The organism is Kitasatospora sp. NPDC029367, assembly GCF_055569135.1.
The window spans coordinates 1-20,578 of record NZ_JBVHYH010000056.1 but is presented as its reverse complement, the minus strand read 5'-3'; the positions used below and the strand labels follow the sequence as shown (position 1 = coordinate 20,578).

23 protein-coding genes and 1 pseudogene are annotated in these 20,578 nt (G+C 75.1%); 14 read left to right on the top strand and 10 right to left on the bottom strand.

What is annotated here, in order from left to right; translation table 11 throughout:
* Window positions 1–13: 13 nt before the first annotated feature.
* A complete protein-coding gene (locus ACZ4W5_RS26515) occupies window positions 14–658 on the top strand; it encodes a helix-turn-helix transcriptional regulator (protein ID WP_360240562.1) in 645 nt (214 codons plus the stop codon).
* Between the two features lie 10 nt (window positions 659–668).
* Window positions 669–1,799, top strand: a complete 1,131-nt coding sequence (locus tag ACZ4W5_RS26510; protein ID WP_465657339.1) for an aminotransferase class I/II-fold pyridoxal phosphate-dependent enzyme — start codon at window positions 669–671, stop codon at window positions 1,797–1,799.
* 150 nt (window positions 1,800–1,949) lie between these two features.
* On the opposite strand, the gene nagB is transcribed toward ACZ4W5_RS26510, so the two are convergent.
* The gene (gene nagB, locus ACZ4W5_RS26505; RefSeq protein WP_360240556.1) at window positions 1,950–2,732 is read right to left on the bottom strand and encodes a glucosamine-6-phosphate deaminase; all 783 of its coding nucleotides are present in this window, start codon (window positions 2,730–2,732) and stop codon (window positions 1,950–1,952) included.
* A 368-nt stretch (window positions 2,733–3,100) separates the two neighbouring features.
* On the bottom strand, window positions 3,101–3,508 hold the full coding sequence (locus tag ACZ4W5_RS26500; RefSeq protein ID WP_360240553.1) for a hypothetical protein: 408 nt from the start codon (window positions 3,506–3,508) through the stop codon (window positions 3,101–3,103).
* A 517-nt stretch (window positions 3,509–4,025) separates the two neighbouring features.
* Here ACZ4W5_RS26500 and ACZ4W5_RS26495 point away from each other — a divergent pair.
* The 3 genes from ACZ4W5_RS26495 (at window position 4,026) to ACZ4W5_RS26485 (ending at window position 7,583) form a co-directional block, all read left to right on the top strand.
* Window positions 4,026–4,787, top strand: coding sequence for a serine/threonine protein kinase (locus ACZ4W5_RS26495; RefSeq protein ID WP_360240550.1), 762 nt, complete (start codon window positions 4,026–4,028; stop codon window positions 4,785–4,787).
* 113 nt (window positions 4,788–4,900) lie between these two features.
* On the top strand, window positions 4,901–6,382 hold the full coding sequence (locus tag ACZ4W5_RS26490) for a serine/threonine-protein kinase (RefSeq protein WP_360240547.1): 1,482 nt from the start codon (window positions 4,901–4,903) through the stop codon (window positions 6,380–6,382).
* A gap of 91 nt (window positions 6,383–6,473) precedes the next feature.
* Window positions 6,474–7,583 (top strand): calcium:cation antiporter, encoded by a 1,110-nt coding sequence (locus ACZ4W5_RS26485; RefSeq protein WP_360240544.1) that lies wholly within the window; start codon window positions 6,474–6,476, stop codon window positions 7,581–7,583.
* Between the two features lie 234 nt (window positions 7,584–7,817).
* Here the strand turns inward: ACZ4W5_RS26485 and ACZ4W5_RS26480 are convergent, their stop codons facing one another.
* Window positions 7,818–8,837: an LPXTG cell wall anchor domain-containing protein gene (locus ACZ4W5_RS26480; protein ID WP_465657336.1), complete on the bottom strand. Its 1,020-nt coding sequence runs from the start codon at window positions 8,835–8,837 to the stop codon at window positions 7,818–7,820.
* A gap of 496 nt (window positions 8,838–9,333) precedes the next feature.
* Here ACZ4W5_RS26480 and ACZ4W5_RS26475 point away from each other — a divergent pair, with 496 nt between their 5' ends.
* The 4 genes from ACZ4W5_RS26475 to ACZ4W5_RS26460 all read left to right on the top strand — a co-directional run bounded on the left by ACZ4W5_RS26475 (window position 9,334) and on the right by ACZ4W5_RS26460 (window position 12,599).
* The gene (locus ACZ4W5_RS26475; protein WP_360240538.1) at window positions 9,334–10,647 is read left to right on the top strand and encodes a geranylgeranyl reductase family protein; all 1,314 of its coding nucleotides are present in this window, start codon (window positions 9,334–9,336) and stop codon (window positions 10,645–10,647) included.
* Window positions 10,648–10,854: 207 nt separating this feature from the next.
* Complete coding sequence (locus ACZ4W5_RS26470; protein WP_360240535.1) at window positions 10,855–11,505, top strand: TNT domain-containing protein; 651 nt, start codon at window positions 10,855–10,857, stop codon at window positions 11,503–11,505.
* 124 nt (window positions 11,506–11,629) lie between these two features.
* Entirely contained in the window at window positions 11,630–12,241 is a 612-nt protein-coding gene (locus ACZ4W5_RS26465) for a GNAT family N-acetyltransferase (protein ID WP_360240532.1), read from the top strand.
* Window positions 12,242–12,326: 85 nt separating this feature from the next.
* Window positions 12,327–12,599, top strand: coding sequence for a hypothetical protein (locus ACZ4W5_RS26460; protein WP_465657335.1), 273 nt, complete (start codon window positions 12,327–12,329; stop codon window positions 12,597–12,599).
* On the opposite strand, the gene ACZ4W5_RS26455 is transcribed toward ACZ4W5_RS26460, so the two are convergent.
* Window positions 12,596–12,985 (bottom strand): VOC family protein, encoded by a 390-nt coding sequence (locus ACZ4W5_RS26455; protein ID WP_360240526.1) that lies wholly within the window; start codon window positions 12,983–12,985, stop codon window positions 12,596–12,598. The genes ACZ4W5_RS26460 and ACZ4W5_RS26455 overlap by 4 nt on opposite strands.
* A 13-nt stretch (window positions 12,986–12,998) precedes the next feature.
* Window positions 12,999–13,979, bottom strand: a complete 981-nt coding sequence (locus ACZ4W5_RS26450; RefSeq protein WP_465657333.1) for a hypothetical protein — start codon at window positions 13,977–13,979, stop codon at window positions 12,999–13,001.
* Window positions 13,980–14,220: 241 nt separating this feature from the next.
* Here ACZ4W5_RS26450 and ACZ4W5_RS26445 point away from each other — a divergent pair, with 241 nt between their 5' ends.
* The 4 genes from ACZ4W5_RS26445 (at window position 14,221) to ACZ4W5_RS26430 (ending at window position 16,096) form a co-directional block, all read left to right on the top strand.
* Window positions 14,221–14,664, top strand: coding sequence for an HAD family hydrolase (locus ACZ4W5_RS26445; protein ID WP_465657331.1), 444 nt, complete (start codon window positions 14,221–14,223; stop codon window positions 14,662–14,664).
* Between the two features lie 65 nt (window positions 14,665–14,729).
* Window positions 14,730–15,176: a hypothetical protein gene (locus ACZ4W5_RS26440; RefSeq protein WP_465657329.1), complete on the top strand. Its 447-nt coding sequence runs from the start codon at window positions 14,730–14,732 to the stop codon at window positions 15,174–15,176.
* Between the two features lie 35 nt (window positions 15,177–15,211).
* On the top strand, window positions 15,212–15,508 hold the full coding sequence (locus ACZ4W5_RS26435; RefSeq protein ID WP_465657328.1) for a PRC-barrel domain containing protein: 297 nt from the start codon (window positions 15,212–15,214) through the stop codon (window positions 15,506–15,508).
* A 3-nt stretch (window positions 15,509–15,511) separates the two neighbouring features.
* Complete coding sequence (locus ACZ4W5_RS26430) at window positions 15,512–16,096, top strand: type 1 glutamine amidotransferase domain-containing protein (RefSeq protein WP_465657326.1); 585 nt, start codon at window positions 15,512–15,514, stop codon at window positions 16,094–16,096.
* Window positions 16,097–16,192: 96 nt separating this feature from the next.
* On the opposite strand, the gene ACZ4W5_RS26425 is transcribed toward ACZ4W5_RS26430, so the two are convergent.
* The 5 genes and pseudogenes from ACZ4W5_RS26425 to ACZ4W5_RS26405 form a co-directional block, all read right to left on the bottom strand.
* A complete protein-coding gene (locus ACZ4W5_RS26425; protein ID WP_465657382.1) occupies window positions 16,193–17,047 on the bottom strand; it encodes an ATP-dependent DNA ligase in 855 nt (284 codons plus the stop codon).
* Between the two features lie 93 nt (window positions 17,048–17,140).
* A pseudogene (gene ligD / locus ACZ4W5_RS26420) lies at window positions 17,141–18,019 on the bottom strand (non-homologous end-joining DNA ligase); the annotation flags it as partial.
* 92 nt (window positions 18,020–18,111) lie between these two features.
* The gene (locus ACZ4W5_RS26415) at window positions 18,112–18,498 is read right to left on the bottom strand and encodes an MmcQ/YjbR family DNA-binding protein (RefSeq protein WP_465657325.1); all 387 of its coding nucleotides are present in this window, start codon (window positions 18,496–18,498) and stop codon (window positions 18,112–18,114) included.
* 23 nt (window positions 18,499–18,521) lie between these two features.
* Window positions 18,522–18,941 carry a VOC family protein gene (locus ACZ4W5_RS26410; protein WP_402480358.1) on the bottom strand — a complete coding sequence of 140 codons (420 nt, stop codon included), beginning with the start codon at window positions 18,939–18,941 and terminating at the stop codon, window positions 18,522–18,524.
* A 25-nt stretch (window positions 18,942–18,966) separates the two neighbouring features.
* Window positions 18,967–19,851 carry a helix-turn-helix domain-containing protein gene (locus ACZ4W5_RS26405; protein ID WP_465657323.1) on the bottom strand — a complete coding sequence of 295 codons (885 nt, stop codon included), beginning with the start codon at window positions 19,849–19,851 and terminating at the stop codon, window positions 18,967–18,969.
* Between the two features lie 134 nt (window positions 19,852–19,985).
* Here ACZ4W5_RS26405 and ACZ4W5_RS26400 point away from each other — a divergent pair, with 134 nt between their 5' ends.
* Window positions 19,986–20,420, top strand: coding sequence for a CBS domain-containing protein (locus tag ACZ4W5_RS26400; RefSeq protein WP_360240500.1), 435 nt, complete (start codon window positions 19,986–19,988; stop codon window positions 20,418–20,420).
* Window positions 20,421–20,578: the final 158 nt, after the last annotated feature.

Sequence of the window (20,578 nt, the reverse complement as noted above, 5' to 3'; positions counted from 1 at the left end):
GTACAGTCCATCCATGCCTGCCGAAACCCCTGACCCGCGCGTGCGGACCTGGTCGCCGGTCTGCCGCGCGGTCGCCCAGCTGCTGGGGCCGTACGCCGAGGTGGTGCTGCACGACACCGCCACCGACCGGGTGCTGGCCATCTGGAACCCGATGACCGCCCGCGCCCCCGGCGACCGGTCCCTGCTCGGTGAGCTGGACGAACTGGACCCCTCGGCCCCGGACGTCTACGGGCCGTACGAGAAGCTGCTGCCGGACGGCCGGCGGCTCTCCTCGGTCAGCGCGGTGCTGCGGGACGACGCCGGCCGGCCCTCGGCGGTGCTCTGCGTCAACCTGGACCGTGGCCCGCTGGACCAGGCCGCCGCCCTGCTGACCAACTTCGCCGCCCCCACCGCCCCCCGCCCCGAGCCGCTGTTCGAACGCGACTGGACGGAGCGGATCAACGACGTGGTCGGCGGCCACGTCCGCGCCCAGGGCCGTCCGCTGGAGCGCTTCACCCGCGAGGACCGGCTCGCCGTGCTGCGCGAACTGGACGCGGCCGGGGTGTTCGCCGTCCGCCGCGCCGTCCCCGTCGTGGCCGTGGCGCTGCGGATCTCCCGCTCCACCGCCTACGCCCTGCTCGCCGAACTCAAGCACCCCGCCGCGCCCAGGAAGAACTGAGGACCACCCGATGACCCAGCTGCCCGACTTCCGGCTCGAAACCTACTTCACCCGCTGGGAGTTCACCGCCCGCCACCACCTCACCGCCTCCGACGCCCAGACCATGACGATGGCCGAACTCCTGGCCCTGGCCGGCCCGGAGGACCGGGAGGCCTGGGACACCCTGGCGCTCGGCTACACCGAGACCTTCGGCGACCCGGGCCTGCGGCGGGCGATCGCCGGGATGTACAAGCGGGTGGACGCGGACGACGTGATCTGCTTCGGCGGCGCCCAGGAGGGGATCAACCTCGCCATGCAGGTGCTGCTGGAGCCGGGCGACCACGCGGTGGTGGTGACCCCCAACTACCAGTCGGCGGAGACCATCCCGCTCTCGCTCTGCGAGGTCACCGGGGTCGCCCTGGACGAGCGGCAGGACTGGGCGCTCGACCTGGACGCGGTCGAGGCGGCGCTGCGCCCGAACACCAAGGTGCTCTCGGTCAACTTCCCCAACAACCCGACCGGCACCCTGATCGACGCCGCCGACCTCGCCCGGCTCGCCGAACTCTGCGAGGAGCGCGGCATCCGGCTCTTCTCGGACGAGGTCTACCGCGGCCTGGAACGCGACCCGGCCCGGATCCTGCCGCAGGCCGCCGACCTCTCGGCCACCGCGCTCTCGCTCAACGTGACCTCCAAGTCGCTCGGCCTGCCCGGCCTGCGGATCGGCTGGATCGCCTGCCGGGACCGCGAGCTGCGCACCCGGCTGGAGCGGGCCAAGCACTACACCACCATCTGCAACTCCGCGCCCAGCGAGGTGCTGGCCCGGATCGCGATCACCGCCCGGGAGCGGATCCTCGACCGCAACCGGGGGATCATCGCGGCGAACCTGCCGCACTTCGACGCCTTCTTCGCCGAGTTCCCCGAGCTCTTCGACTGGCGCGCCCCGGACGGCGGCTGCGTCGCCTACCCGCGCTACCTCGGGCCGGACGGCGTGGAGGACTTCTGCACCGCGCTGGTGGAGCAGGCCGGCGTGCTGCTGATGCCCGCGAGCATGTTCCGCTCCGAGCTCACCCCCACCCCGGCCGACCGCTTCCGGATCGGCGTCGGCCGCCGCGACCCGGGCCCGGCCCTGGAGGCCTTCGCCGACTGGCTCCGCAAGCGCTGAGCCGCCCCACCCCGACGGCGGCCGGCGCGGGGACGGCCGGGCGGGGCGGAGTGGGCGCGGACGGCCGGGCGGGGACAGTCGGGCGGGGACAGCGCGGGGCCCGGACACCGAATCGGTGCCCGGGCCCTCCGCCGTCGGCGGCCGCCGGGGTCAGAGCTTCTGCCAGGCCGGCTTGGCCGCGTAGGTGTCGCGGAAGTAGTCGGCCAGCTTGAGGCGGGAGGCGGCGGCCTCGTCCACCACCACGGTGGCGTGCGGGTGCAGCTGCAGCGCCGAGGCGGGGACGGCGGCGGCCAGCGGGCCCTCGACGGCGAGCGCGACGGCCTCGGCCTTGGCCTCGCCGGTGGCCAGCAGCACCAGGTGGCGGGCCTCCAGGATGGTGCCGATGCCCTGGGTGATGACGTGGTGCGGGACCTCGTCGATGCTGTCGAAGAACCGGGCGTTGTCGACCCGGGTCTGCCGGGTCAGGGTCTTGATCCTGGTCCGGGAAGAGAGCGAGGAGCAGGGCTCGTTGAAGCCGATGTGGCCGTCCGTGCCGATGCCGAGGATCTGCAGGTCCACGCCGCCGGCCTCGGCCAGTGCGCGGTCGTAGGCGGTGGCGGCCGCGGCGATGTCGGCGGCGTTGCCGTCCGGGCCCAGGAAGGACTCCTCGGTCAGGCCCAGCGGCTCCACGACCTCCTTCAACACCACCGAGCGGTAGGACTCCGGGTGGCCGGCCGGCAGGCCGACGTACTCGTCCAGCTGGCAGACGCGCGCCCGGGAGGCGTCCAGGCGGCCGTCGCGGACCCGCTCGGCGAGGGCCTGGTAGATCGGCAGCGGGGTCGAGCCGGTCGCGACGCCGAGCAGGGCCTCCGGCTTGTCGGTCAGCAGATCGGTGATCGCCGCGGCGATGAGCTCGCCGGCCGCTGGGGCGTCAGGGACGATCACGATTTCCATACTGGGTCCACCGTTCTGAGGCGTGGCTGAGGTCTAGACCTTCGAGGTCTAGACCAGTTTGCCGTGAACGGGCCCCCAGGTCCACCCGGGGCCGGTGTCGCAGTCGGAGGTCCTGCCTGGTGGGGGCTTTCCGCGGGCCCCGGGCCGCCGCCGGGGAAAGCCGGGAAGCCCAGGGGCTGGGAAGCCCGAGGAGCCGGGGCCCGAAGGCCCCGGCTCCCGGTGCCCGGAGGTCCGGGCTGCCCTGTCTTACGGAGGTGTCCTTCCGGACGGTGTTCCTCCGGACGGTGTCCTTGCGGACGGTGTCCTTGCGGACGGCGTCCTTCCGGTGGCCGATCGGGGTCCGGCCTGCCGGAGCGGAGCGCGCCGGATCAGAACGGGTTGGTACAGGTGGTCACCTGCTTGGCGGCGTCCAGCGCCGGGCCGGCGGTGGCGCAGATGATGCGGGGGGCGGTGGCGGTGACCTTGGGGGTGACGGCCTGGGCGGGGCCGAGTCGGACGGTCGTCGCGCTGGCGACCGTCTCCCACGGGCTGCCCCAGGCCTGCTGGGTGCGCACCTCTACCTGAACCATCGTCAACTGGGTGGGGTCCGCGTTGACCTGGGCGATGCCGACGATGCCCTCACCGTCGGCCTGGTGGGTGATGCAGGGGCGGTTGAGCACCGTGGCGCAGGCCGCGGTGCCGGCCTCGGACGTCGCCGTGGCGGCCACGGCGGGGGCGGCCGACAGCCCGGCGATCCCTGCCACCGTCATCATCACGGCTGCAATCCGAGTGCGCATGATACGAACCTCCTTGGAAACAAAGGGAATCTCACTTCTTGAGATGAGTCTTGCACACATCATGAGATCGGCAAGTGTGCGTTGCGTCACACTCATGGTGACGGTTCAACTACTGGCTGCAATCGTTCGCCGGATGTTCAGCACACGGACAAGTCGCGGCCTGACGGATGATCAGTCGGTCCGCATCGCCTCTGGCCATCGCCAACGTCCTGACCTGCAAGGGTTCATGGCCGACCGCGCCCGGCGCCGGGGTCCCGCTCGGGGCGGCGGGGCGCCGGGCAGGGGCCGGTGCGTGCGCCGGGGGAGGGCTGGAGGGGTCCCGGGGCCGGGTTTCCCGTACTCCGACTCCGCTGCTTTGACCAGGCCTTGAACCACCCTTTTGTCGACAGCGATCGTCCGGGCCCCGCTTGGACCCCGTCCGGGCGCCGTCCGGGCCCTGTCACTCGTCCGGGTAAGTGCCTTGCCATCGGGGCGAATCGGACGGATACCATCGAACCGATCCCACGGAGGTGGCGGCGTGGACACGGTCATCGTGCAACTACCCGGCCAGGGGCCGGAGTCGGCGCCCGGCGCGGCGCCCGCACTGCTGCGGATGGGCCCCGGTGAGACCGCGGTGTTCGGCCGCGGCGAGCCCGCCCGGCCCGTCCCCATCCCGCTGCCCGACCAGGGCGTCTCCCGCCGGGCCGGCGAAGTGGTCGCCGCCGAGGACTACTGGCTGCTGTCCAACTTCTCCACCACCGCCACCTATGTGGTGGAGAACCTCGAAGGCGCGGGGGAGCACGTCAAGGTCGCCCCCGGCCGGCTCGGCGCACCCGTCCCCTTCGAGCTCTCCCGGGTCCTGCTGCCCGCCCTCGGCGAGCCCGCCGCCTTCAAGGTCTTCGCCCCGCAGCACTGCTACCTGGACGGTCACCCCGCCGACGCGGACGGCGAACACACCGTCAGCCCCTTCGCCCTGGACCCGACCGCCAAGTACTTCCTGGTGCTGCTCGCGCTCTGCGAACCCCGGCTGCGCTCGCCCTCCGCCGCCGCCGTGCCCGGGGTGACCGAGGTGCTGGCCCGGCTGCGCGCCCTGCCCGCCTGCCACGGGCTGACCCGCTCGGCGGTGAACTACCACATCGACTACCTGGTCGGCGCCAAACTGCGGCTGCGCGAGCCGTACGAGGAGGGCCCGGCCGGGGGCAAGCGCGAGGAACTGGTCGCCCTGGCCCTGCGCTTCGACCTCGTCCGGGAGGAGCACCTCTCGCTGCTGCCGCCCCGGCGCCCGGTCGCCCGGCCGTGACCCCGGCCGACCGACCGGACCCGGACCGGCCCGACCGCGACGAGCCCAGCCCTTGCGAGCCTTGTCCCGAGGGGCCCGACCGCGAGGGGCCGCCGCCACCGGAGGGGCGGTCGGTGCGGCGGCCGCCCTTCGAGGTCCCCCCGGGCTACCCCCTGGCCGGCTACCGCACCGGCGCCTTCCTCGGCGCGGGCGCCTGGGGCAGCGTCTACGCCGCCGAGGGCCCGGACGGCACCCCGGTCGCCGTCAAACTGCTCGGGCCGGCCCGCTCCAGCCCCGGCCAGCGCCGTACGGTGGCCCAGATGGCCGCCGGGGAACTGCGGTTCAGCCGTCGCGCCGACCACCCCCACCTGATCCGCACCCTCGCCGTGGTCACCGTCGACGACCCCGACCACCCCGAACTGGACGGCGCCGTCGCGCTGGTGATGGAACGCGCCGCCCGCAGCCTCCAGGACCTGCTCGCCGCCGCGCGCCCCGGCCGGGCCGTCCCCGGCGCCGAGCGGATCCTCGCCGGGGTCTGCGCCGGACTGACCCACATGCACCGGGCCGGCTGGGTGCACGGGGACCTCAAACCGGCCAACATCCTGCTGATGCCCGACGGCACCGCCAAGATCGCCGACTTCGGCCTGACCGCCGAGCTGGAGGGCACCCACGCCTACGCCCCGCCGCTCGGCTCACCCGACCACGTCCCGCCGGAGTGGTGGTCCGAGCGCACCGGCGCACGCGGGGTCGCGGTGCGCCCCAGCGCCGACGTCTGGGCCTTCGGGGTGATCGCCCACCAGCTGTTCACCGGCGGACTGCACCCCTTTCTCGGCGCCACCGCCCGGGCCCGCTCGCTGGCGGCCCAGGCGTACGCGCGCGGCGCGGCCCCGCTGCGGCTCGACCAGGCGCTGCCGTCCCGCTGGCGGCCCGTGGTGGCGGCCTGCCTGGCCCCGGACCGGGAGGAGCGCGCCCGCACCGACCTGGCCGCCCTGGTGGCCCGGGCCGGCACCCGCCCGGCCGCCCGACGCCGGGTGCTGCGGGCCGGCCTCGGGGTGCTGGCCTGCGCGGCCGTCCTGCTCGCGCTCACCGGCGGCCCCGAGCCGGGCGGCCAGAGCGGCCAGGTCGAGCCGGGCGCCCACCGGGCCGCGCCGCTGCCCGGGGCGATCCCGCCCGGCTCCGACGTCCCGGTCGCCTACCGGGGCATGGTCGAGGACGCCGCCCGGCGCTGCCCGGAGCCGGAGGTCACCCCCGTCCTGCTGGCCGCCATGCTCAAGGCGGAGAGCGGCTTCGACCCGAACGCGGCCCGCCCGGAGACCGGCGAGTACGGCATCGCGATGTGGACGCCCGCGGTCTTCGAGGCCTGGGCCAAGGCCGCCAGCCACCCCGGGCCGAAGTCCTACCTGGACCCGGGCGACGCGATCGCCGCGATGGGCAACTACGTCTGCTGGCTCGACCAGCAGCTCAAGCGGCAGGGCTTCACCCGCGAGCTGCCCGCGCTGGTCGCCGCCGCGTACCGGACCAGCGACAAGACCGTGACGGCCGCCGGGGGCGTCCCGGAGCGGGTCCGGCCGCACGTCGACAAGGTGCTCCGGTACCTCGCCGACTACGGCGGGTGAGCGCGCAGTTCGGGACAAGTCGGGCCACATCCACCCACATCCCGGCGCGGGCACCCGGGCGACCGGCCTCCGGTCTGGGATCCTCGGGCGCATGATCACGAAGCTCCGCGCGGCCTCCGCGCAATGGACCGTCGTCGTCCCGGTGGCGGCGTTCGTCGTCCTCGCCCTCACCTGGCACGAGGACCTGCCCGGCTGGGTGGTCGGCGTCGTCGCCGTGTTCCTGGTGGGGGCGGTGCTGGCCGCCGTGCACCACGCCGAGGTGATCGCGCACTGGACCGGGGAGCCGTTCGGATCGCTGGTGCTCGCGGTCGCCGTCACGGTGATCGAGGTCGCGCTGATCGTGACGCTGATGGCCGACGGCGGGGACAAGTCCTCGACCCTCGCCCGGGACACCGTGTTCGCCGCCGTGATGATCACCTGCAACGGGATCATGGGCCTGTCCATCATCGTGGCCGCGGTCAGGTACCGCACCGCCGTCTTCAACCCCGAGGGCACCGGCACGGCGCTCGCCTGCATCGCCACCCTGGCCACGCTCAGCATGGTGCTGCCGACCTTCACCACCAGCACCCCGGGCCCGCGGTTCTCCACCACCCAGCTGACCTACGCGGCCATCGCCTCGCTGGTGGTGTACGGGCTGTTCGTGACCACCCAGACCCTGCGGCACCGGGACTACTTCCTGCCCGTCACCGCCGAGGGCGAGGTCCGCCGGGAGGAGGACGAGGACGACCACGCGGCGCCGCCCACCGTCCGCGCCGCCGGGACGAGCCTACTGCTGCTCGCCGTGGCGCTGGTCTCGGTGGTCGGCCTGGCCAAGGGCGTCTCGCCGACCATCGAGTCCGCGGTGGACAGCGCCGGACTGCCGCACGCCGTGGTCGGCGTGGTGATCGCCATGATGGTGCTGCTGCCGGAGACCATCGCGGCGCTGCGCTCGGCCGTGCGCAACCGCTTGCAGACCAGCCTCAACCTGGCCCTCGGCTCGGCGCTCGCCAGTATCGGCCTGACCATCCCGGCGGTCGCGATCGCCTCGGTCTGGCTCTCCGGCCCGCTGGTGCTCGGCCTCGAACCCTCGCACCTGGTGCTGCTGACCCTGACGGTCGTGCTCGGCACCCTGACCGTCATCCCGCGCCGGGCGACGCTGCTCCAGGGGGCGCTGCACCTGGGGGTGCTGGCGGAGTTCGTGGTGCTGGCGGTGAATCCGTGACAGGAGTGAACCACTGAGGCCCTGGTGGCCGTGGAGATGAACGGAAGCCCCTGGCACGTCCCCCCGTGCGGTCAGGGGCTTCCGTCGTCCCCGCCCCTGATCTGACGGGATCAGGGACGAACCCCGGCCCGCCGACGGACGTCGACGGGCCGGGTGCTCCGGCGCCGCGGCTCAGACGCGGCACCGCGGCCCCCGGAGGGCTCAGACCCCCGGGGACCGGCGTACCGGGGTGCCTCAGGCGGAGGTGCGGCGACGGCGGGTGTAGACCACCGCGCCCGCACCGGCGACCAGCAGGGCGGTACCGGCGCCCGCGTACAGCAGGGTGCCGTCGCTACCGGTGGTGGCCAGCTTCTTGCCGTCGGAGGCCGCGCCCGGGATCGGGGTCGGGACGCTGACCTTGGCCGGCACGACCAGCGGCTGGCTCGGGCTGACCTTGGTGCCGTTCCCGGGGTGCACCGGGACGGTGGCGGTCGGCGGGGTGGACGGGCCGGCGCTCGGCACGGTGCTCGGGGCGCCGGTCGGGACCTCGGCGGCCGGGGTGGTGGGCGCGGCGGTGGGCGCGGGGGTCTTCGCGGGCTCGGTGGCCGGGGCGGTCGGCGCGGGGGTGGTCGGCAGCGGCGGCAGCGGGGTGGTGGACGGCGTGGCCGAGTGCGAGGGCGCGGGGGTGTGGGTGGGCGCCGGGGTGTGGGTGGGCGCCGGGGTCTGCGACGGAGTGGGGGTGTGCGACGGCGCCGGGGTGTGCGACGGGCTGGTGCTCGGCACCGCGGTCGGCTTGCCGGTCGGGGCCGGGGTCCGCCCGCCGCAGTCGACCTTGAAGACCTTCTGCTTGGGGTTGCTGACGTCCGGGTTCTCCGGCAGCTCGCCGTCGACCAGCGGAACGGTCGCCCAGAACAGCTTGTAGTGGCCGTCCGGGAGGTCGATGTCCTCGGTGCGGACGTGGCCCTGGCCGTCGACCGGGAGGTCGCCGTACACGAGCGGCTCGGTCATGTCGCCGTTCATGTCGAAGATCGCCCAGAGCACGTCCTGGTTCGGGTCGAAGCCGAAGGAGTCCAGGTAGAAGGTGCAGACCTTGGGCTCGTTGCGCACGTCCTCCTGGCCGGTGGTGGCGTCGTGGATCTTCACGGTGCCGTTGTTGCCGGGGGCGCCCTTGCCGTTGCCACCGGCGGCGGCGTGCGCGGCGGGGGAGAGCAGCAGCAGGGCGGCGGCGGTGGGGACGGCCACCAGGGAGCGGGCGGCGGTGGAGCGGAGGTGCATGGTGTTCCATCGGGTACGGCGGGCCGGGGCGAGTCCGCGCGGTGGGTGGGGGCCTTCGGTCGCCCGCCGGACGGGGGCCGGCCGGGTACGACGTGAGGGGCACAAAAGTTCCCGCAGGACGAAAGGTGGCGCAAGGGGGATTTGGCCGGAATGCAGCGCTGAGAGCGATTGGTCCGACTAGTTCCCCGCAACGATCCGATCACCCGATTGTGGTGAATTCATGTGCGCCACAGGCTTCTGACATGGTGGTTCGTCGATCGGGACCCGGCTCGGCGGGCCGCGACGGCGACGGGCGGGGTGGCGGCGGGGTGATCGGCGGGTGGCCGGAAATGGCCGGTCTGCGACCCGGGTCCGCGTGTCATGGCGGCGGGGGGTGGGCCTGGTTCTCTATCGTCCGTCTGGAACCGCCCAGCCCGCCGATTCCGTTGTGCGTGCGGCCGATCGCGTCAGCCACCGGTCGAGCAAGCAGCCGATCCGACCCCAGGGGGAGTGCTCGATGCCCGGCCCAGAGCAGCAGCTGCGAGCGGAGCGGCAGCGGCCCGCCCCGACCGAGGACAGTGCCGACGTCATCGTGGTCGGCGCCGGACCGGCCGGCTCCACCGCCGCCTACCACCTCGCCCGCACCGGCCTGGACGTCCTGCTGCTGGAGAAGTCCGCCTTCCCGCGCGAGAAGGTCTGCGGCGACGGCCTCACTCCGCGCGCCGTCAAACAGCTGGTCGACATGGGCATCGACGTCTCCGAGGAGGCCGGCTGGCTGCACAACAAGGGCCTGCGGCTGATCTCCGGGCACCGCGCGCTGGAGTTCGACTGGCCCGAGCTCTCCGCCTTCCCCTCCCACGGACTCGTGCGCCGCCGCGCCGACTTCGACGAACTGCTCGCCCGCCGGGCCGCCGCGGCCGGCGCCCGGCTGGTCGAACGGGCCAATGTGGCGGGGCCGTTGACGGACGAGCGGTCCGGCCGGATCACCGGTGTCACCGCCAAGCTCGGCGAGGAGCGCAAGCCCGTCGAGTACCGCGCCCCGCTCGTGATCGCCGCCGACGGCAACTCCACCCGGCTGTCCGTCGCGATGAAGCGCTACCGGCGCACCGACCGCGCGATGGGCGTCGCCTACCGCACCTACTTCACCACCCCGCGCCACCAGGACCGTTACCTGGAGGCCTGGCTCGACCTGCGCCACCCCGACGACCCGGCCCGCCGACTGCTGCCCGGCTACGCCTGGGTGTTCGGCATGGGCGACGGCACCGCCAACGTCGGCCTCGGCGTCCTCGACACCGCGAAGACCGACCTGGACTGGCGCGAGCTGCTGCGGCGCTGGTGCGCCGACCTGCCGCCCGGCTACGGCTACCACCCCGAGGCCGTCACCGAGCCGATCCGCGGCTCCGCCCTGCCGATGGGCCTCAACCGCCAACCCCACTACGCCGACGGCCTGTTGCTGATCGGCGACGCCGGCGGCACGGTCAGTCCCGGCACCGGGGAGGGCATCGCCTACGCGATGGAGTCCGGCCGCTACGCCGCCGAGACCGTCGTCCAGGCGCACGCCCGCCGTACCGACCGGGGCCGCGAACTCGCCCTGCGCGCCTACCCGCAGAAGCTCCGCTCCGCCTACGCGGGCTACTTCGCAGTCGGCCGCCTGGCCGCCGACCTGCTCGGGCGGCCCCGGCTGCTCGGCGCGGCCGGGGCCGCCGGGCTGGGCCACCCCGCGCTGTTGAAGGTGGCGTTCCGGCTGATGGTCAACCTGACCGAGCCGGACTCCAAGGACGCCCTGGACCGGCTGCTCCACCTGATCGGGCGGGTCGCCCCGGGCCGGTGAGGCCGGCGACCGGGCCGCTCATCCTTCCGGGTGAGCGGCCCGGTGTCCCGGGCTTGGCCGAAACCGGGGAAACAGGTCGGCCTTCGGCCAAGTCGTGTTGACGAATGATCAGTGAATCCGCTTGCCTGGTGCCGAACCGGCCACGGAGGGTGAGCAGAACGCCCTCCGCGGCCCCTCTGCCACCGATCCTCGTTCGACGGAGACACCGTGCGCCTTCGCCTGTTCGTCGCGCCCCTCGCCGCGGCCGCCGCCCTGACCGCCGTGAGCATTCCCGCCGCCGCCGACAGCAGGGCGGCCACCCCGTCCGACCAGTGCTCGGCGGCGTTCTTCGACGGCGACCCGCGCCTCGGCCCCGAGGACCTCCCGACCACCGGCCCGGTCGGCCGCCAACTCCTCGGCTACCAGCGCACCGGCGGCGCCGCCGAGCAGGACTTCCTGGCCAAGTACTACGACCCGACCGCCAACGGCGGCAAGGGCGGCTGGATCTACCCGCCGTCCGACGGTTACGTCACCCTCCCCGACGGCAGCCCGGTCGAGTTCGACCTCACCCTCTACCCGAACCAGAACATCGACCGCTACGGCAGCGAGTACGGCTCCTTCCTCGCCCCCGAGGGCCTGCCCTACGCCAACCGCGCGATCCCCCCGCAGAGCCTCGACGGCACCCCGGCGGCCGGCTGCAACTACCACGACTACAAGGTGGTCAAGCCGTTCAAGGTGCACGCCGGCCCGATCGCCCCGTGGTTCAACCAGCCCGGCTGGGGCCTCCAGTACCAGCTCGACGCGACCCTCGTCCCGAGCGGCCCGGCGAAGCTGAACGTGCTCTGGCTCGTGGAGAACGGCTACCTCGCCCGGATCTGACCCCACGACCGTGCACCCGGCCCGGGCCAGGCCGGGTGCGCGGTCGTCCGCTTGCCCGGGCTGGACCGGTCACCGCCGGATTAATCACTGGCGGGCGCGGCGCGGCCGGGGATAGGAAGGCGGGATGACCACCAGCGACGCGGCGACCGACCGGCGCCCCTTCCGACCCGAGGTCCTCGACGTGGGAACCTTCCTGCTGCGCCCCTGGGGCCGCGCCCTCGACCTGCCCGGCGGCACCGTCGCCGCCGTGACGGCGGCCGCCGTCGACGCGGAGATCGTCCGCTGGAACCCGCTGCACGACGCCACCCACCCGGCCGGCGCCGAGGCCTTCCTCGACCGCGCCGACCAGCGCTGGGCCGACGGCAGCACCGCCTGCTTCGCCGTCACCGACCGCGCCGACGGCCGGCTGTGCGGCAACGTCGCGCTGCGCTGGACGGACCGGGGCGAGGGCGTCGCGATGGTCGGTTACTGGCTGCTCGCCGCCGCCCGCGGCCGCGGCCTGGCCACCCTCGCCACTGTCGCCGTCACCGACTGGGGCGTGCGCACGGCCGGAGTGCGCCGCATCGAGCTCTACCACGCCGTCGGCAACGAGTCCTCCTGCCGGGTCGCCGCCCGCGCCGGCTTCCCGTACGAGGGCACCCTGCGGGGCTCCTACCGCTACGGCGACGGCCCGTACAACGACGAGCACCTGCACGCCCGGCTGGCGACGGACCCGGCGGTCGCCCTCGGCCGCTGAGGGCTGCTGTGCGGTGGGTGTCCAGAAACGGTGGGTGTCCGGAAAACCGGGTGACGGCCCCGGCCGGCCCGGCGATCCTGGGCCGATGAACGGCACCGACCGTCCCGGACGGGACTTCCACGAATCCGTCGCCCGCTGGGGCGCGGGCCTGGAGGAGGACTGGCGGCTCGGCGCCCACCCGGAGCTCGGCCCTCGGCGGCGCCGGGTGACCACGGCTGCCGAGCTGGTGGCGGACTACCTGGCCGAACTCACCGCGATCCTGGATGAGTTGACCCGGCACGACCCGCCCGCCGAGGACCTGGTCGAGTGGCTGGCCCTCGCCCGGCTGGTTCGTGCTGGCCCGCACGTCACGCCCTAACCGTGGAACTGGGCGAGCTGGATGAGGTTGCCGCAGGTGTCGTCCAGCACCGCGACGGTGACCGGGCCCATCGCCGTGGGCTCCTGGGTGAACCGCACCCCGAGCCGGTGCAGGCGGTCGTACTCGGCGTGCACGTTGTCCACCGCGAACTGGGCGGCCGGGATGCCGTCCTCGACCAGCGCGGTCTTGTACGGCCCGACGGCGCGGTGGCTGTCGGGCTCCAGCAGCAGCTGGGTGCCGTCCGGCTGTTCGGGGGAGACCACGGTGAGCCAGCGGTAGGCGCCGAGCGGGACCTCCGCCTTCTTCACGAAGCCCAGCACCTGGGTGTAGAAGCGCAGCGCCTTGTCCTGGTCGTCGACGAACACGGTGGTCAGGTTGATCCTCATGGGGTGTGGCCTCCTATGCGCCCGGGTGGTGGCGGCGGTCGCCGAGCTGATCGTAGATCGCCCCCAGCCACGGCTGGCGGACGGCGGGCAGCCGGGCGAGGCGGTGGCGCAGCAGGTGGCGGTCGGGTTCGAACAGGCGGATGGGGCGCAGCGGCAGCGGATCGTCCCGCTCCTCCCCGGCGGGCAGCCTGGTGGCGAGGCGGGGCGGTGGGAACGCCAGGTACGTCCACACCCCGGCGTCCAGCGGGACGGCCACGGTGCCGGGCGGCGTCGGCCAGGCGGCGCCGGTCCACGGGTGGCGGGGGACGAGGGCGATGTCCGGTGCCGGGACGGCGGCGAGGCCGGGCCCGGCCGGGCGCAGGGCGCGGGCCGGGGGAGCACCGGGGAGCAGCCGGTGCAGGGTACGGCCGAAGGTCTCGGTCAGCAGGCCGGGGGCCGTGGCCACCGGCTCGCCGCCGGAGGCCGCCAGCACCTCGGCCAGGGCCGTCCCCACGGCGGCGCTCCAGCGGTCGCTCCACCAGCCGCCCGGCTCGACCGGGGGCGCCGGTGGGACCGTCCAGCCGTCCCCGGCCGGCCGGGCCGGGCCCTCGACCGGGAGGCGCCGGACGGCCCGGGGGTGGAGCCACACCGCCTGCCAGCGGTAGCAGTCGTCGATCCGGGCGCCCACCGTGCGCCCGCACCCCGCGCACGCCAGGTTCGGTTCGCCGCCCGCCCCACAGCACCCGTCGCACGTCTCCGGCACCAGCACGGTCCGGAGGCTGTCGCCCGGGGCCAGCAGCACCGCGCCGCCGGGGCCGCTCCACAGGCCGTCGACCGGTGCGTACAGGCCGCGTTCGGCGGCCTCCGCCGCCGTGATCGCGGACCAAGGTCGCCAGGGCTGTTCGCTCGGCTCCGGGTCGACGGCGAAGGTGCCCGGCTCCAGCAGCGGCGGCAGGTACCGGTCCCCGCCCTCCCGGTGGGCGTGCGGCGGCAGTGCCACCTCCGTCACCGGCACCGTCAGCTCCGTACCGCACCCGGCGCACGCGAACACCGCGACCCGTGCTCCTCCCCGTCGACGGACCTCCGGAGTATTCCGGCCCGCGCGGGGCCCGCCAAGCGGTTTTCCGGTGCCGGGGCGGCCGTTCCCGGCAGGCTGCGCGCCGGGCCGGGGAGCGTCCTAACCTGGAAGGGCGCGCGGTGCGTGACCTGCGCGGGGCACGCCCCGACGCAGGGCCCGGAGCACGGGAGAGGTGGCCATGACGGTGATCTCGGCGGCCCTGATCGGCACCGACTGGCGGCCCCGGCTGCCCGGCGGCGCCGAGCTGTTGCACGAGTGCGCCGCGCGGGGCTGGACGGTGGTGCTGACCGGCCCCGGTCCGGCCGGGGTGCGGGCGCTGACCGTGACCGCCCCCGGTGGCGATGCCATGCGGGCCGCGCTGGCGCTGGTGGGCGGCGGGCCCTCGCACGCGGTGGCCGTCGCCGGGAGCGTGCGCGAGGTGCTGGCGGCGCGACGGGCCGGGGTGCCCTGCGTCGCCCTGGAGACCGGCGGGGACGCCGGTCCGGAGCTGCGGGCGGCCGGCGCGGTCGAGGTCCACCGCGACGCCGCCGCCCTGCTGCGCGTCCTGGACGACAGCCTGCTCGCCCGTCCCCGGGCCTTCGGGCGTGTGGCCGCCGGAACCGGCGGTCCCCGGAACGGTTAACGCCGGCCCGTACCGGGCAACCGCCGGGTGCGAGCACGTCACCGGAAGTGTCGGAGGTGACCGAGATGGACGGACCCGCGTTGAGCGGATGGGAGCGGCGGCTCCTCGAGGAGATCGAGTCCGATCTGCGCCAGGACACGCGCCTCGACCGGAAGTTGAGCACGATGGGGGCCAAGCGCCCGAACCGGGTCCTGGACGCCCTGCGCGGCGTCGGGCGCCGGATCTCGGTCGGGGTGCTGCTGACCGTACTGGTGATGACGTCGATCTGCGTGGGCATCGGCGTGCGCACCCCGACCACCGCCGTGCTGACCGCTCTCGGGGTGGTCTGGGCCGCCTCGGTGGCGGCCTCGATGGCCGCCACGGCGCTGCTGCGACGGCGAAGGGCGCCGGACCGGGGCGACGGCGTCGTCGGCGGTACCGGCCCGGACCGGGAGGACGGGCGGGAGCGCCGGGAGCGCGGGGAGGGCCGGGACGGACGTGAACGAAGGCCCTGGGACCGCCCGGAGGCGTGACGCGGCGGGGGCCGAACCATCGGGAAGAGGTGCGCATGAGTACCGACCTGTGGGAGTACCGCCCGGGCTCCCACCCCGCCGCCGACCTCAGCCTGGTCGGGTACGAGGTGCAGGCCACCGACGGACCGGTCGGCCGGGTCGACCAGGACGCCGGCGACCACCTGGCCGTCGACGCCGGGCCCTGGGTGCCGGGTGCCAGGGTGCTCGTCCCGGTCGGCCTGGTCGCCCGGATCGACCACCTGGACCGCGCCGTCCACCTGGACTGCCCGCGCGCCCGGCTGGGCACCGTCCCGTCGCCCGACGAGCACCTCACCACCGCCCGCCGGCGCTGACCCATGGGCTGGCCCGCCACCACCCTGACCGGCCGGACGGTCGCCTTCCTGGTCGCCCCGTACGGAGCCGAGCAGGAGGAGCTGACCTCGCCCTGGCAGGCGGTGCTCGAGGCCGGCGGCCGCCCGCGCCTGCTCTCCACCGCGCCCGGCCGGGTCCAGGCCGTGCGGCACCGCGCGCCCGGGGACACCTTCGCGGTGGACGCCCTGGTGGCGGAGGCGGACCCGGCCGACTACGCCGGGCTGGTGCTGCCCGGCGGCGTCGCCAACCCGGACGCGCTGCGGCTCGACCCGGCGGCGGTCGCCTTCGTCCGGGGCTGCTGCGCGGCCGGCCGCCCGGTCGCGGCGATCTGCCACGCCGCCTGGACCCTGATCGAGGCCGACGCCGTCCGTGGCCGCACCCTCACCTCCTGGCCCAGCCTGCGGACGGACCTGGTCAACGCGGGCGCCCACTGGGTCGACCAGGAGGTGCAGGTCTGCCGGGAGGGCCCGGGCCCGCTGGTGACCAGCCGGGCGCCGGGCGACCTGCCGGTGTTCGAGGACACCTTCGTCACCGAGTTCGCCCACGCGGCGGCCGGGCAGCGGAAGTGACGCGGGTTCAGGGGCGTATCGGCGTTCAGACGCGGGGGTTCAGGGGCGGGCGTTCAGGCGCGTACGGGGCGTTCAGGGGCGGCCACGCCCCAGGGGTCAGTCCCCGCGCAGGCGGACGAAGGTCGCGGTGGGCGGGCGGCCGGTGAGGGTGACCTCGGCGCGCAGCGGGGCGGTGAGCGGGTGCACCCGGCCGTGGTCGGGGTCGGCGGCGGGCGGGCCGAGCAGCGGCCCGGCCGCCCGGGCGACCTCCCGGGCCTGCACGGGGGTGAGCCGTGGGGTGGTCAACAGCACGCGGCCGTCGTCGAGTTCGAGCACCAGGGCGTGCGGCCGGTCGGCCGGGCCGGTCAGGGCACGGACGGTGGCGTCCTCGGTGTCGCTGCGCCGGTACTTGACCCAGGCCCGGCCCGCGCCGCGCGCCCGGTACGGGGAGGCGGCGGCCTTGCACACCAGGCCCTCCACGCCGGTGTCCGCCAGCTGGGTCATCCACGCCACGGCCTCCGTCCGGTCGGTGGTGGCCAGCACCGGCTGGATCGGCGGCGGGACGTCGGCCAGCGCGGCCAGCAGCAGCCGGCGCCGGTCGGTCAGCGGCAGGCGCCGGACGTCCCGGCCGGGGAGGGCGAGCAGGTCGAAGGCGATCAGCCCGAGCGCGACGTCCGGGGCGGCGGCCCGGGCCTGCCGGGTGTGCAGCAGCTCCTCGAAGGCGAACCGCCCGGCCCGCCAGGCGACCAGTTCGGCGTCCAGCACCAGCCCCTCGGGCAGCCGGGCGACGGCGGCGGCGAGCGGCGGGAACTCGGGGGCCAGGTCGCGGCCGCTGCGGGACTGCAGGAAGGCCGGCCGCTCGCCACGCGCGAAGGCGACGCAGCGGAAGCCGTCCAGTTTCAGCTCGTACTGCACGCCGCCCCCGCCCAGCCCGTCGGCGGGCGGCACGGCGGTGACGGCGGCGGGGCGCATCACCTCGACGGGCGGGTGCAGCACCTGCCGGGGCTGGGAGGGCTGCGCGGCCCGCGCGGGGGCCGCGGGCGCGGCACGGCCGGTGGGCGCCTGGGGCAGTGGCCGGGCCTGCTCCGGGTCCAGCAGCGGCGCGAACAGGTCGCCGTGCGTCGCCAGCCGGTCCGGCAGCTCGGCGAGGGTGAACACCAGCTCCGCCTCCCCGCGGGCCCGTTCCAGCTCGTCCCAGGCCAGCGGCGCGGAGACGGTCGGCAGCGGCCGGGCGCGCAGGGTGTACGGGGCGGCGGTGGTCTTCTTGGCGTTGTTCTGCGACCAGTCGACCAGCACCCGGCCGCGCCGTCGGGCCTTGGCCATGGTGTGCACCACCAGCTCCGGGTGCTCCGCCTCCAGGGCGGCGGCCAGCGCCTTGGCGTACCCGGAGACCTCGGCGCTGGGCGTGGGCTCGATCGGGACCAGCAGGTGCAGGCCCTTGGAACCGGAGGTCTTCACCCAGGCCGACAGGCCGTCCGCGGCGAGCCGCTCGCGCAGCAGCAGCGCGACCGCCCGGCAGGTGAGCACGTCGGCGCCCTCGCCCGGGTCGAGGTCCAGCACCAGCCGGTCGGCCAGCCCGGGCGCGGCGGCGTGCCACTGCGGGACGTGCAGTTCCAGGCAGCCCAGGTTGGCGACCGCCAGCAGCGCCGCGCCGTTCTCCAGCACCACCTGGCGCAGCTCGCCGCCGGTGCTCGGCACGTCCACCGTGCGCACCCAGTCGGGGGTGCCCGGCGGCGGGTTCTTGGCGACGAACACCTCCGCCTCGACACCGTCCGGGCAGCGCAGGAAGGAGACCGGGCGGTCCCGCAGGTGGGGCAGCAGGGCGGTGTGCACCGCGGCGTAGTAGCGCAGCACCTCGCCCTTGGGGGTCCCGATGCTCGGGTAGTACACCTTGTCGAGGTGGGACAGGGCGAGGGTGTGCCCGTCGACCGTCATCTGCGGCATCGGCGCTCTCCGGGGAGTGCTGCGGTGGCCCCCCAGCCAGTCTGCCCCGCCCCCGCCGCCACCGCCCCCGCCCGGGACGGTGGCCGCTGTTCCTAGCCGCCGGGGCCGACCAGGGCGTGGGCGTCCGCGACCAGGTCCTCGATCCGCGGCCAGTCCGGGGCCGGAACGTCCAGGTAGACGCCCAGCCACCCCCGGTGCCCCACGTACGGCGGCCGGAAGTAGCGGGCCGGGTCCTGCCCGACCAGCCGCTCCTGGGCGCCGCCGGGGGCCGCGCACCAGAAGGCGAGCCGGTCGTCGTGGTGGTGGTCGGCGAGCATCACGAACATCCGGGCCCGGCGGCCGGAACCCGCGAACCAGGTCGGCTCCCCGTGGCTGACCCGCTCCTCCGTGTCCGGCAGCGCCAGGCACAGCGCCCGCAGCCGCTCCACCGGGGCGGAGCCCACGGAGGCCGCTTCACGCACCGCACGCGCGGCACGCACGGCACGCACGGAGCTCACGGCGCTCACGCCGCCGGGACGGGCCGGGGTGCGCCCGGGTAGGTGCCGAAGTACCAGTGGTTGCCCTCCGGGTCGGCGGCGGCGAAGTCGCGCGAGCCGTAGTCGGTCTCGGTCAGGCCGGTGGTGATCCGGGCCCCGGCGGCCACGGCCCGGGCGTGCACGCCGTCCGGGTCGGCCGTGACCACGTACGCGCTGAACGTGCCCGGCTCGCCCCGCCACTGGCCCGGCGCGGTCTCCCGCACCGAGCCGAGCATCACGCCGCCGCCCTCCGGCCAGGCCAGTTCGGCGTGCGCCACGAAGTCGCCCTCGCCGTAGCTGACCACCTCCTGGAAGCCGAAGGCCTCCGTCAGGAAGCGGATCAGGGCGCGGGCGTCGGTCGCGCGCAGGGTGGGCCAGACCTGCGGGGCAGGGGTCTCGGTGTCCATGACTCTCACTCCTCGGGTGGGGTGGTTACGCCTCCCACTCTGCGGCGGCCCTCGCCGCCGCGCCTTGGACGTTTCGGAACTTGCCCTCCTCCGGCCCCTCGGCCGCCAGCCAGGCGCTCGGCGCCGCCCCCGCCAGCGCGCGGAACTCCCGGGCCAGGTGCGCCTGGTCGAAGTAGCCGCAGCTCACCGCCAGTTCCGCCAACCGGGGCGGCGGCGCACCGGTCGCCAGCAGGTGCCGGGCCCGGTCGAAGCGGATCACCCGGGCGGCGGCCTTCGGGGTGAGCCCGGTCTCCCGGCGGAACCGCTCCTGGAGGTGCCGGGCGCTCCACCCGGTCTCCCGGGCCAGCTCGGCCACCGGCAGCGCCCCGCCGCTGCGCCGCAGCGCCCGCCAGGCCCAGCCCACCTCCGGCGGCACCCGCCCGGACGGCCGAGCGGCCCGCAGCAGCGCCGCGTCCAGGGCGGCGAACCGTTCCGCCCAGCCGTCGGCGGCCCTGATCCGCTCCTGCAACTGCGGGCCGAGCCGCCCGAGCACCTCCTCCGCCGGGACGTCGATCCCGGCCAACTCCCCGGCGGGCAGCCCGAACAGGGCACGTGCGGCGAGCGGGTGCACGGCGATCTGCACCCCGGACTGGGCACCCTCGTGGGTGATCAGCGCGGGGGAGGTGTGCAGCCCGCCGAGCAGCGTCGGGTAGCTGCCGGGCGGTTGGGCCGGATCGGGGTGGCCGGCGATCACCAGCGGCTCGTCCAGGGTGAGGATGAAGGTCAGGTACGGGGAGGGCAGGCCGCGGTGCACCGCCGGGGCCAGGCCGCGCTGGCGGTAGCCCGAGTACCAGGCCACGTACGGGCGCAGCGCCGTCGAGGGACGGGCGCGGACGGCCTCGTCGACCGTCCCAGTGGCTTGCGTGGTCACGGCTTCCAGTATCGGCGCCCGCGGTCGCGGGCGGGAGTGCGGTCGCCTACGGTGAGGGCACGGTCACCCTGTGAGGGCGCGGTGCGCCGCCGGGGGATGGCCGCCGGGGGGTAAACACCGACGAAGGAGTCCCCGTGACCACTGCCCGAGACATCATGCACACCGGCGCCCAGTGCATCGGCGCCCACCAGACGCTGGACGAGGCCGCGAAGATGATGCGCGACAAGAACGTCGGCGCGCTGCCGATCTGCGGCGACGACCAGAAGCTCCACGGCATCATCACCGACCGCGACATCGTGGTGCGCTGTCTCGCCGAGGGCAAGGACCCGGCGAGCATGACGGCCATCGAACTGGCCGGGCACCTGCACTGCGTGCGGGCCGACGACAGCATGGATGTGGTGCTCAAGAAGATGGAGCAGCACCAGATCCGGCGCATCCCGGTGATCGACGGCGAACGGCTGGTCGGCATGATCAGCGAGGCCGACCTGGCGATGGGTCACCGCGACGGCCAGCGGCTGACGGACCAGCAGATCATCGAGTTCATGGACAGCGTCTACATGAAGCACTGACGCGCCCGCCCGCACTGGGCGACTGCCCCGGCCGGGCCCCGCGGACCGAGTGCCGTCGCGGGGGCGGGGCGGGCGGGTCTCGTTTCGTTTGGGGGGGGTTTCTTTTTCCTGGGGGAGGAGGGGGGGGGAACCCGCGCGGAGGGAAAGAAACCCAAAAA